Consider the following 10,209-nt stretch of genomic DNA (forward strand, 5'->3'; position numbering starts at 1 on the left):
CTACATGGCTTGGCGCGACGGCCGGTTCCCGGTTGTCGAATCAGGTAAGAAGACAGTTCACGAGTTGCGCCAGGATCACCTACCGATGTCCAAGGTGGTCAAGGCCTTCACACATATCCAGGCTCCCCGCATCACCACAGCGGGTCGACCTGGGGGGACTCCGGGCCGGCTGGCGTTGTCGACGTCGAGCGACTTTCCCGAGGCGGTGGATCTCGTGACGCGACTGTACGACCAGTTCGGCTTCGACACCGTCGACAACAGCCCGCTCAGCGAATCCTGGCGCAGCGGTCCCGGCCAGCCCGCCTGGGTCGCGCACGAGACCCAGACTCGTGCGGAGCTGATTGCCAACCTCGCCGCCGCGCGACGAAATGTCGTGGCCTGAAGGCTGACTCGGCGTAGCCGGGGTCGCTCACCTTGCCGCGGAACTGGGGGTCATCCCTCGCCTCGAACTGGATGTCCTCGCCGGAGCCTGCCGACAGCTGCTCCTCTCTGACGACGTGGCTCATGCCGGCGAGCAGGATGCGTCGACGTCGTTGTACTTCTCAGCTTCTTAACCAGGGTGGCAAAAGAAGCGTCAGACGCTGAGGTGCCGTTTTGCCTATGCGAGCGTTGGAGCCCTTGTTCGCAGGGCGTCGGGGATGGCGGCGAAGGCTTCGTGCAGGCGGGTGATGAGCGCGGATCGGCCGCCGGCGCCGTCGGCGGCGACCCAGCCACGCCCGGCGATGCTCCAGGCCGTAGTGGTCAGCTCGGCGAGGATGCGGAGGCGCAGATCGCCGGGGGGGAGGGCCAGTTTGCCCGAAAGGTGTGCTGTCACTTCGGTTTCCACACCCGAGCGGGCGTATTCGATGTAGCCGAGCAGGCTGGGGGCGGTCAGGATCAGGCTGCGTGTGGCGATGTAGCGCTCATCCCAGTCGTCGGGAAGCGCGGTCGCCGTGTCGGTGAGGACGTCGCGTAACGCGGTGAGGATCGGCCCGGTGAGTTCACTCGCGGCGAGGGCTTGGAGATAGCCGGTCCAGAGCTCGGTCTCGGCCTCGACGGCCACTGCCTCCTTGGTGGGGAATGTCCGGAAGAACGTGCTGCGCGAGACCTCTGCTGCCTCGACCAGTTCCTCCACGGTGGTGGTGGCGAAACCCTTCTCGGTGAACAGCGCCAGGGCCGCGTCGGCCAGGGCTCGGCGGGTGCGGATCCGCTTGCGTTCCCGCAGCGGCAGGGCGCGGTCGTCTGAAGGCATACCGAGATCCTAGCGCGCGAAGAGCCTCAGGCTCAAAAGGAACGCAGTGTAAATTGAGACTTGCGCACGTATGACACTGAGTGTCAGAATTGTTCACGACACCGAGCACCATCCGAACCAGGAGATCGCAATGAGCACCGCTACCGCCCCGACCACCCTGAACCCCTCGATCATTGGTCAGGCCGAGAAGCACCACACCGCGGTCCTGACCCGCGCACTGGCTGGCACCACCCTGGATGAGAAGCAGTGGATCGTGCTGAATCAAGCCCTTGCCGCTGGCGAGCCGGTCGATCCGAGCGCCCACATCGCCCGGATCGCCGCAATGACTCAGTGGGCCCGCACCGAGGTCGAGACCGCCGTGAACGCACTGCTCGCCAGTGCCCTGCTGGCCACCACACCCCACGGACTGCTCGAGCCCGCCGACACCGGCAAGGCCGTGGTGAGCAAGGTTCGCGCCGAATCCGGGGCGATCGTGGCCGCCGCCTACGGCGAGGTCCCCGCCGACGATCTGGCCACCGCGGCTCGAGTCCTGGCCACCATCACCACCCGCATGGCCCAGGAATTGGCCCACGCCTGAACCGAATTCGCCACCGGACCATCGCTTTCGCGAGCGTGGGCCGGTGGCGCACGAGCACCGTTGCGGGTTCGTCCATCCACAGAGAAGAGGTTTCACGAAATGAACAGCAGAATTACCGTTGTCGGCGTAGCGGTCTCGGCCATCGGTGCGGCATTGCTGCTTACTGGTTGCGGTGGAACGACCGCCGAGGCCGGACCGCCCGCGAGCAGCACCGTCGCCGCCGTGACCACGACCCAATCAGCTCCGGCCCCCGCCACCTTGACTCCGTCGATCATCGGCCAGGCCGAGAAGCACCACACCGCGGTGCTGGTCCGCGCACTGACCGGCACCACTGTGGATGAGAAGCAGTGGATCGTGCTGAATCAAGCCACTGGCGAGCCGGTCGAGCGGGCCGCTCACATCAACCGGATCGCCGGATTGACCCAGTGGGCCCCCGCCGAGGTCGAAACTGCCCTGAATGCGCTACTCGCCAAGGGCCTAGTGGCGAACACACCCCACGGCAGACTCGAGCCCACCACCGCAGGCAATGCCGTAGTGGGCAAGGTTCGCGCCGAATCCGGCGCGATCGTGGCCGCCGCCTACGGCGCGGTCCCGGCCGAAGATCTGGCCACCGCGGCTCGAGTCCTGGCCGCCATCACCGCCCGCATGGCCGAGGAATTGACCCACGGCTGAACCGAATGGCCGTAGGCCCAAAGGCAGCGGCGGGTTGCGCGCGGGGCGGGCGCCGCTCAATCAATGTTCTTGGGTTTCTGGAGTGGTTCGCCCGCGACGCCCTTGGCCGAACCTGGCAAGCTCACCGGCAGTACGATCGGGAGCTGGCCAGCGCGGAGGCCCATCGACTGCGCCGGAGTCCCGTAAGCAGAACTCCGTGTCGTCGCGCACAACCTGCTCCTCGCGGTGCCCGACGGTGTGCGCAGGTACATGCCATGCGGCGTCAGGTTACGAGCTTCCGCCAGTGGTGTCACGATGTACTGAAGCCTGCCGTCCTGGCCTGAACCAAGCCCACATCCAGCCCGCGTCCGACGGCCCGAGTTGGCGACGACAGGGCCGACCTGCTCGCGTGCAGCGAAATCCCGACCTGCCCAGTCCCTTTCGATGAAAGTTCCCGCATCACCAGCACAGGCGGGGAGCGGCTGCACAACGAGACCGACATCGTGTACTTCCGGTGAGCGCGCTCGAGCCGCAGCCCGGCGTATACGTACCCGCGGGCAGCATCCCCTGCCCAGTGAATTGCGACGACAATGGTCGTATGGCCAGTGTGGAATTGCGCGCGTACGCCGAGCTGAACGACTTCCTCCGCCCGGCTGCTCGGTATGCGGCGCAGCGGCGACCGGTCCGTCCGCATCAGACTGTCAAAGACATCGTCGAGGCCGCGGGCATCCCGCACACCGAGGTCGATCTGATCCTGGTGAACGGTGAGTCCGTCGACTTCGGCCACCACCCGCGACCGGGCGATCGGATCGCCGCGTACCCGATGTTCGAAACGCTGGATGTCGGGCCGCTGACCAGGGTGCGGGCCCGCCCGCTGCGCGATCCGCGGTTCATCGTCGACGTCAATCTCGGCGGCCTCGCCCGGCTGATGCGCCTGATGGGACTCGACACCCGCTGCGACTGGGCCGCCGCCGACGCCGCGCTGGCCGAGACAGCCGCCGCCGACCATCGCATCCTGCTCACCCGCGACCGCGGACTCCTCGCGCGGCGCAACGTCACCCACGGCGTCTTCGTGCACGCGGACCGGCCGTTCGAGCAGATCGTCGAGCTGATCCGCAGGCTCGACCTGGCCGATCGCCTTGCCCCGTTCACCCGCTGCCTGCGCTGCGGCGGCATCGTCACCGAGGTGGCGAAGGGCGACATCATCGATCGCCTCGAACCGCTCACCCGCCGCTACTACGACACCTTTCGCCGGTGCTCGGAGTGCGGGCGCATCTACTGGGCGGGGTCACATCAGCGGCGGCTCGACAACACGGTCACCCGAATTCGCGCCGCGACGAGTGCCCAAAAGGGTGTTGACCAGAGGCATCACTACCCGCAACAGAACGGGTTATCGCACGGTTGACCGACTTCACTGCCGTACGCCACGAAATCCCGAACCGGGGCCAGGACTTCCTCGACAGTGCCGGGTTCCAGGATCGGAACGGACCGGTCCAGTGGTTGCCCCCATGTCGTCGGCAAGTCATCGATGTCGAAATACGGCACGCCCTCGACGAATAGCGTCCACAGCGCATGATCGGGAAAGCTGTTGAGCCGCAAGACCCACCACCGACCGTCGACCAGGGCGGCGACCGGGAAATACACGTTCCAGGTCTTGCGCCACCGAGGTCGTGCGAAAAGCTCGAGCCGCGACATGCTTCTCAGTCTCCACGATTCCGCAGCCGGGTGAGCCTACGACCCGCGCGGACTCGCTGCAGTGTCCGCACCGACGGCCAGGTCGACAACGTCCCCGCCGTCCCCGCCGACGACGTGTACGCCGTCATCGAGGATCGTTTTCTGGCCGGGCGACGAACTAGGCTGGTGTCTGTGCTGCGGCTGGCCCGCCATGCTGATCGACAGTGCGGCCGCGAGTCGGCCTGCCGGATTCGCGCGGCACCGGCATCTGAGTGCCGGAATTCCGGGCGCCGGCGCCGTTGCGGTCAGTGTGTGATGATCGGCACGAGGTGCGTTCGGGCGAAGTCGCGCAGTTCTTCGTCGGTGCTCAGTGGGAGCACGCCGGACGGCGCCAGGATCATCGAGTGCACCACCCGGCAGAGGACTTCCGTGCGAGCGCTGAGGTCCGGGGGCTCGACGAGCTGTCCGGCGGCGATCGCCTCGAGCAGGATGGACTCGGTGGTCGCGATCGACAACGCGATGGTGGTAGCGCCGTCGTTGGTGAGGCGGGGTAGCACTCGCTCGGGTTCGAGCAGCAGCAGGCGGTTGACCAGCGGGTGTTCGCGCCAGCGGCGGACGACGGTTACCAGGACGTCGGCCACCAGGTCGTCGAGGTTGTCGTGCTGTTTCGGCAGGCAGGTCAGGTCCGCCAGCACGCGCGCGACCTCGCGGGCGAAGACGGCGCTGACCACGTCGTCGCGCGACCCGATCCGCCGATAGACCGTGGCCCGGTCGACGCCGGCCTGGCGGGCGATGTCCTCGATCGTCGTCTTCTTGACCCCGACATGGCCGAACTGGACCAGTGCCGCGTCGAGGATGCGGGACTCCACGGAGTCGGAATCGTCGGATTCGGGAGCGCTTGTCGAGGTCACAGGGGCCGTGGTCATGCCGTCAACGGTAGCAACCAGGCGGTTGATGCAACAGGGCGACACTTTTTGTGGCTGCAACATTGCAATTCAATCTGTTGCATCGTATCGTTGTGACATGGCTCATTCAGTTGACGCAACGAGGCGTCATCACCGCGAGGAAGCACACGCGATCAACGCGCGGGACGTGCACTTCGACTTCGGTGATGTGCCGATGCACTACATCCCGGGCGAGGTCTTCGCGACCCACGTCATCAACGTCATGCACCTGGTGCTGCCGGAAGGCGAACGGGCGATGGCTCAGGCGCTGGCCGAAGCGCTGCCCTATATCGACGACCAGCGGCTGCGCGAGGAGGTGCAGGGCTTCGTCGGTCAGGAGACGATGCACGCCAGCAGTCACGCCGGTGCGCGCGATCACCTGCAGTCGATCGGCCTCGACGTCGATTCGATGATCAAGACCTTCGCCTGGTTCGTCGACCGCATTCTCGGTGACCATGGTCTGACCGGCCGGGCCAAGGAGGAATGGCTCAAGGAACGCCTCGCCCTGTTCGCCGGGATGGAGCACTACACCGCCGTCATCGGTGAGTGGTTGCTGGAGAACGACAAGTTCGAGGACCTCGGGATGGACCCGACCATGCTCGATCTGATCCGCTGGCACGGCGCCGAGGAAGTCGAGCACCGCAGCGTGGTCTACGACGCCTACATGTACGTCGACGGCAGTTATGGGCGTAAGGCGCGTACCGCGGTCGCCGCCAGCGCGACACTGTTGGCCACGTTCGTGGTCGCCTCGGCGTACCTCTATGCCAAGGATCCCGCACCCCGCAAGGGTCCGTTCTGGCCGGTGCAGCTGGCTCGGGCGACCGCCCGGGGCATCGTGCCCAACTTCGGCCTGTTCCTCAGCGAGATCCCGCGCTACCTGCGTCCCGGGTTCCACCCCTCTCAGCTGGGCCCGATGGACCGCGCGCTGCGCTATCTGGCGCATTCGCCCGCGGCCCGCGCGGCGGAGCAGTGACGGCGGGGGTGGGTGCGGTGTCGGAGGCGTACACGCCGCCCGTCGCGCTGCGTGCGCTGGGCGCGCTGGCCGACGGCTACCGGCAGCTGTTCGTGGCCGGTCGCGCCGCGCCGTTGATCTCCAAGCCGAATCCGGTGCGCCACAGTGGATTCGAGATCCCGCTGACGGTCGCGCAGGTCGAATCGGTTGCCGCGGACGTGGTCGGTCTGACCTTGACCTCGCCTGCCGGTGACCTCCTCCCGCCCTGGCGGCCGGGTTCGCACCTCGACGTCGTGCTGCTCTCGGGCAAGCAGCGTCAGTACTCCCTGTGCGGTGACCCCGACGACCGTCGCCGGTATCGGATCGCGGTTCGCCGCATCGCCGACGGTGAGGGGGGATCCATCGAGGTGCACGAGCAGTTGGCGGTGGGGGACACGATTCGTGTCCGTGGCCCGCGCAACGCTTTCGACTTCATCGCCGCGCCCTCCTACCTCTTCGTCGCCGGCGGCATCGGGATCACCCCCATCCTGCCCATGGTGCGGGCAGCGGCCCGTGCTGGCGCGCGCTGGCAGCTGATCTACCTCGGGCGTTCGCGCGCAACCATGCCGTTCCTGGCGGAATTGGCCGCCATGCCGGGCGGCCGGATCGACATCCGTCCGGATGACGAGTTCGGCCCGCCCGACATCGCCGAACTGCTCACCCGCGCCGAACCCGGCGCGTCGGTGTACGTCTGCGGCCCGCCACCTGTGCTGGCGGCGGCCCAGCGCCATGCCTTCCGGATCAACCCGACGGGATCCCTGCACACCGAACGCTTCTCGGCGCTGCCGGTGGTCGACGGCAAAGAATTCGACGTGACCCTGGCGCGTTCCGGGACGACCGTGCGCGTCGGTGCCGAGGAAACCGCGCTCGCGGCCATCGCCCGGGTGAACCCGGATGTCGTGTACTCGTGCCGGCAGGGGTTCTGCGGTACCTGCAAGGTCGCGGTGCTGGCCGGTGCGGTAGAGCATCGCGACCGCAAGCTCCTGGACTCCGAGCGCAGCAGCCAGATGCTGACCTGCGTGTCCCGCGCCGCGGGCGAATCACTCGTGCTCGACCTCTGACCAGAGCAATCACTGTCGAAAGGACGACGTCCATGGGGCGCACCTTCCCGCTGACCGAATGCGACGATGCCTTCCTGGCGAACGCATCCCGACGGTATGTCCACATCGTGAGCATTCCCGCGGCACCCGAACAGGTGTGGGCGGCGCTGAGTGCCGATGACGCGCTGGTGTCGTGGTCGCGTGTGGTCACCGGCATGCGGTGGTGCTCACCGCGGCCGCACGGCGTCGGCTCCACCCGCATCGTCACCCTCGCCGGTGCGGTGGCGCTGACCGAACGCTTCTACCGCTGGGACGAGGGAAAGCGGATGACGTTCACCGTCGACGCGGCCTCCATTCCGGGTCTGCGCCGCTTCGCCGAGGACATCGCCCTCGAACCCACCGGTGCGGGCACTCGCTTGACGTGGACGTTCGCGCTGGAGGGCGACGCGGCGCTGCGGCCGCTGCTGTGGGCGGGCGGACCGCTCAACAAACAGGTCACCGCGTCGATCGCCCGGGGTATCACCCGCCGGGTGCTCGACCTCGCGCGGAAGGAATCCCGCTGATGGCGGCGCCGACGAAAGACCAGTCCGCGCAGCGTGAGTCGAGCTTCGAGGTGACCTCGCCCGCGACCGGTGCCACGGTTGGCGGCTATCCGGTGCACACCGCGGCCGAGGTCGAGGCCACGGTCGCCGCCGCCCGCCCGGCGGCGGACTGGTGGGCCGGCATCGGCTTCGCCGAGCGAGCGCGACGGCTGGACGCCTGGCGCGGCGAGATCGTCCGCGGGCGAGACGAACTCGCGCGGATCATCCACGACGAGATGGGCAAGCCGCTCTCCGATGCTCGCCTCGAGATCGCCATGGCGCTCGAACACCTCGCGTGGGCCGCGGGCAATGCGCGCCAGGTGCTCGGACCGCGCTCGGTGCGGCCCGGGCTGCTGGCGGTCAATCAGGAGTGCACGCTGGAGTACCGCCCGTTCGGCGTGGTCGGGGTGATCGGACCGTGGAACTACCCGGTCTTCACGCCGCTGGGTTCGATTTCCTTCGCGCTCGCGGCGGGCAACGCCGTGGTGTTCAAGCCGAGCGAGTACACCCCTGGGGTAGGGCGCTGGCTCGCTGAGCGATTCGGCGCTGTCGTACCGGAACAGCCGGTGTTCCAGGTGATCACGGGCCTGGGGGAGACCGGTGCCGCGCTGTGCCGGGCCGGGGTCGGCAAGATCGGATTCACCGGGTCCACCGCCACCGGCAAGCGGGTCATGGCCGCGTGCGCGGAGACCTTGACGCCGGTGCTGATGGAGCTCGGCGGAAAGGACGCGCTCATCGTCGATGCTGACGCGGACCTGAACGCCGCCGCCGACGCCGCGGTGTGGGGCGGGATGTCGAACGCGGGCCAGACCTGCCTCGGCGTGGAGCGTGTCTACGTGCACACCGACGTCTACGACGAGTTCCTGACGAAACTCGTTGCCTGCGCACAGAATCTGCGTGCGGGTACGGGTGCGGCGAAGATCGGGCCGATCACGATGCCCAAGCAGATCGCGATCATTCGTCACCACATCGAGGACGCGCTGTCGCGCGGAGCGCGGGCGCTGCTGGGGGGCGCCGACGCGATCGAGGGGCAGTACGTGCAGCCGACCATTCTGGTCGATGTTCCCGAGGATGCCGCGGCGGTCACCGAGGAGACCTTCGGCCCGACCCTCACCGTGGCGCGGGTGCGGGATATGGACGAGGCCGTGGAACGGGTCAACGCCGGCGCGTACGGCCTGGGCAGCACGGTCTTCTCACGCCGCAACGGCAGGCAGATCGCCGATCGCCTCCGCGCGGGCGGCACTTCTATCAATGCCTACGTCGCACATGCCACGATCGCGCGACTGCCGTTGGGCGGCGTCGGCGATTCCGGCTTCGGCCGGGTGCACGGGCCCGACGGCCTGAAGGAATTCACCTACGCCAAAGCCACGACCCGGCAACGCTTCCCGTTGCCGCTGGCACTGACCACGTTCACCCGCAGCGACACCACCGACGCCATCGTCGATCGGCTGGTCACCGTGCTGCATGGAAGGAATCGGTAAGAAGATGACAGCAACCGAACACCATCACATCGTCGTGATCGGTGCCGGATTCGGCGGCATCGGACTCGCGATCAAATTGCGCGAGGCCGGCTTCGACGATCTCGTGATCCTCGAGCGCGCCGCCGATCTGGGCGGGACCTGGCAGGCCAACACTTACCCGGGCAGCGCGTGTGACGTGCCGTCCCATCTCTACAGCTACTCCTTCGCACCCAATCCCGACTGGTCGCGGACCTACGGACAACAGGCCGAGATCCTCGGCTACATCCGGGACGTGGCGACGAAATTCGATGTCGTCGACCACATCCGGCTCAACACCGAACTGCTCGAGGCCCACTGGGACGAGGACCGCTCGCTGTGGCGCATCGAAACCTCGCAGGGCGCGCTCACCGCGGACTACCTGATCTCGGCGACCGGCATCTTCGCCGAGGCGAAGTACCCGAACTTTCCCGGCCTCGACACCTTCGAGGGCAAGGCTTTCCATTCGCTGCACTGGGACCACGAGCACAACCTCACCGGGGAGCGGGTGGCGGTGATCGGCACCGGTGCCTCCGCGGTGCAGTTCGTGCCGGAAATTCAGCCGAAGGTGGCCGCGCTCACGGTGTTCCAGCGTTCCGCGCCGTGGATCGTGCCGCGGATGGATCGCCACACCTCCGGCGTCGAGCGGTTCGTGCTGCGCAAGGTCCCCCTCGCGGGCAAGGCGATCCGGAGTGCCTGGTACGCGGCGATCGAATCGTTCGGCCTGGTCGGTTTCGTCGACAACCGGTTCCGCCACCCCTACGAAATGCTGGGCCGGTGGCAGCTGCGGCGCCAGGTGCGCGATCCCGAGTTGCGCGAGAGGCTGACGCCGGACTACATGCTCGGATGCAAGCGGGCGATCTTTTCCGACGCCTACCTTCCTGCCCTCGATCAGGACAACGTCGAGGTGGTGACCGACGGGATCGCCGAGGTACGACCACATTCCGTCGTCACCCGAGCCGGAGTCGAGATCCCGGTCGACACGATCATCTACGGTACCGGATTCATGTCGGCGCCCTCGGCC

The 10,209-nt window shown here is 67.5% G+C and carries 12 protein-coding genes; 9 read left to right on the plus strand and 3 right to left on the minus strand.

Features of this window, described 5'->3' with window-relative positions:
* Positions 1-382: NADPH-dependent F420 reductase (locus tag ACFWPJ_RS14840; RefSeq protein WP_378851361.1), on the plus strand; the 382-nt coding region annotated here is incomplete at its 5' end.
* Between the two features lie 216 nt (positions 383-598).
* Here the strand turns inward: ACFWPJ_RS14840 and ACFWPJ_RS14845 are convergent.
* Complete coding sequence (locus ACFWPJ_RS14845) at positions 599-1,231, minus strand: TetR/AcrR family transcriptional regulator (RefSeq protein ID WP_378851363.1); 633 nt, start codon at positions 1,229-1,231, stop codon at positions 599-601.
* Positions 1,232-1,361: 130 nt separating this feature from the next.
* Between ACFWPJ_RS14845 and ACFWPJ_RS14850 the strand changes: the two genes are divergently transcribed.
* The 3 genes from ACFWPJ_RS14850 to ACFWPJ_RS14860 all read left to right on the plus strand — a co-directional run bounded on the left by ACFWPJ_RS14850 (position 1,362) and on the right by ACFWPJ_RS14860 (position 3,864).
* On the plus strand, positions 1,362-1,808 hold the full coding sequence (locus tag ACFWPJ_RS14850; RefSeq protein WP_378851365.1) for a hypothetical protein: 447 nt from the start codon (positions 1,362-1,364) through the stop codon (positions 1,806-1,808).
* Positions 1,809-1,907: 99 nt separating this feature from the next.
* A complete protein-coding gene (locus ACFWPJ_RS14855) occupies positions 1,908-2,480 on the plus strand; it encodes a hypothetical protein (protein ID WP_378851367.1) in 573 nt (190 codons plus the stop codon).
* 577 nt (positions 2,481-3,057) lie between these two features.
* Positions 3,058-3,864 (plus strand): Mut7-C RNAse domain-containing protein, encoded by an 807-nt coding sequence (locus tag ACFWPJ_RS14860; protein WP_378851369.1) that lies wholly within the window; start codon positions 3,058-3,060, stop codon positions 3,862-3,864.
* On the opposite strand, the gene ACFWPJ_RS14865 is transcribed toward ACFWPJ_RS14860, so the two are convergent.
* Positions 3,831-4,154, minus strand: coding sequence for a hypothetical protein (locus ACFWPJ_RS14865; RefSeq protein ID WP_378851372.1), 324 nt, complete (start codon positions 4,152-4,154; stop codon positions 3,831-3,833). The genes ACFWPJ_RS14860 and ACFWPJ_RS14865 overlap by 34 nt on opposite strands.
* Before the next feature lie 284 nt (positions 4,155-4,438).
* Positions 4,439-5,059: a TetR/AcrR family transcriptional regulator gene (locus ACFWPJ_RS14870; RefSeq protein WP_378851374.1), complete on the minus strand. Its 621-nt coding sequence runs from the start codon at positions 5,057-5,059 to the stop codon at positions 4,439-4,441.
* Positions 5,060-5,156: 97 nt separating this feature from the next.
* Between ACFWPJ_RS14870 and ACFWPJ_RS14875 the strand changes: the two genes are divergently transcribed.
* From ACFWPJ_RS14875 to ACFWPJ_RS14895, 5 genes are all read left to right on the plus strand, one after another.
* A complete protein-coding gene (locus tag ACFWPJ_RS14875; RefSeq protein WP_378851377.1) occupies positions 5,157-6,050 on the plus strand; it encodes a metal-dependent hydrolase in 894 nt (297 codons plus the stop codon).
* Positions 6,051-6,067: 17 nt separating this feature from the next.
* Entirely contained in the window at positions 6,068-7,129 is a 1,062-nt protein-coding gene (locus tag ACFWPJ_RS14880; RefSeq protein WP_378851380.1) for a PDR/VanB family oxidoreductase, read from the plus strand.
* A 32-nt stretch (positions 7,130-7,161) separates the two neighbouring features.
* Positions 7,162-7,671 (plus strand): SRPBCC family protein, encoded by a 510-nt coding sequence (locus ACFWPJ_RS14885; protein WP_378851383.1) that lies wholly within the window; start codon positions 7,162-7,164, stop codon positions 7,669-7,671.
* On the plus strand, positions 7,671-9,170 hold the full coding sequence (locus tag ACFWPJ_RS14890; RefSeq protein WP_378851386.1) for an aldehyde dehydrogenase family protein: 1,500 nt from the start codon (positions 7,671-7,673) through the stop codon (positions 9,168-9,170). Before ACFWPJ_RS14885 ends, ACFWPJ_RS14890 begins: the two co-directional genes overlap by 1 nt.
* A 4-nt stretch (positions 9,171-9,174) precedes the next feature.
* Positions 9,175-10,209, plus strand: a 1,035-nt coding sequence (locus tag ACFWPJ_RS14895; protein WP_378851389.1) for a flavin-containing monooxygenase, incomplete at its 3' end; no start/stop codon positions are given.

The sequence above is a fragment of the Nocardia sp. NPDC058497 genome, assembly GCF_042720195.1.
In the GTDB taxonomy this organism is placed as follows: Bacteria; Actinomycetota; Actinomycetes; order Mycobacteriales; family Mycobacteriaceae; genus Nocardia.

Excerpts from the sequence above, each read along its gene's own strand:
- ACFWPJ_RS14845 (WP_378851363.1), bottom strand. The coding sequence starts at position 1,231 with ATGCCTTCAGACGACCGCGCCCTGCCGCTGCGGGAACGCAAGCGGATC.
- ACFWPJ_RS14850 (WP_378851365.1), top strand. The coding sequence starts at position 1,362 with ATGAGCACCGCTACCGCCCCGACCACCCTGAACCCCTCGATCATTGGT.
- ACFWPJ_RS14855 (WP_378851367.1), top strand. The coding sequence starts at position 1,908 with ATGAACAGCAGAATTACCGTTGTCGGCGTAGCGGTCTCGGCCATCGGT.
- ACFWPJ_RS14860 (WP_378851369.1), top strand. The coding sequence starts at position 3,058 with ATGGCCAGTGTGGAATTGCGCGCGTACGCCGAGCTGAACGACTTCCTC.
- ACFWPJ_RS14865 (WP_378851372.1), bottom strand. The coding sequence starts at position 4,154 with ATGTCGCGGCTCGAGCTTTTCGCACGACCTCGGTGGCGCAAGACCTGG.
- ACFWPJ_RS14870 (WP_378851374.1), bottom strand. The coding sequence starts at position 5,059 with ATGACCACGGCCCCTGTGACCTCGACAAGCGCTCCCGAATCCGACGAT.
- ACFWPJ_RS14875 (WP_378851377.1), top strand. The coding sequence starts at position 5,157 with ATGGCTCATTCAGTTGACGCAACGAGGCGTCATCACCGCGAGGAAGCA.
- ACFWPJ_RS14885 (WP_378851383.1), top strand. The coding sequence starts at position 7,162 with ATGGGGCGCACCTTCCCGCTGACCGAATGCGACGATGCCTTCCTGGCG.
- ACFWPJ_RS14890 (WP_378851386.1), top strand. The coding sequence starts at position 7,671 with ATGGCGGCGCCGACGAAAGACCAGTCCGCGCAGCGTGAGTCGAGCTTC.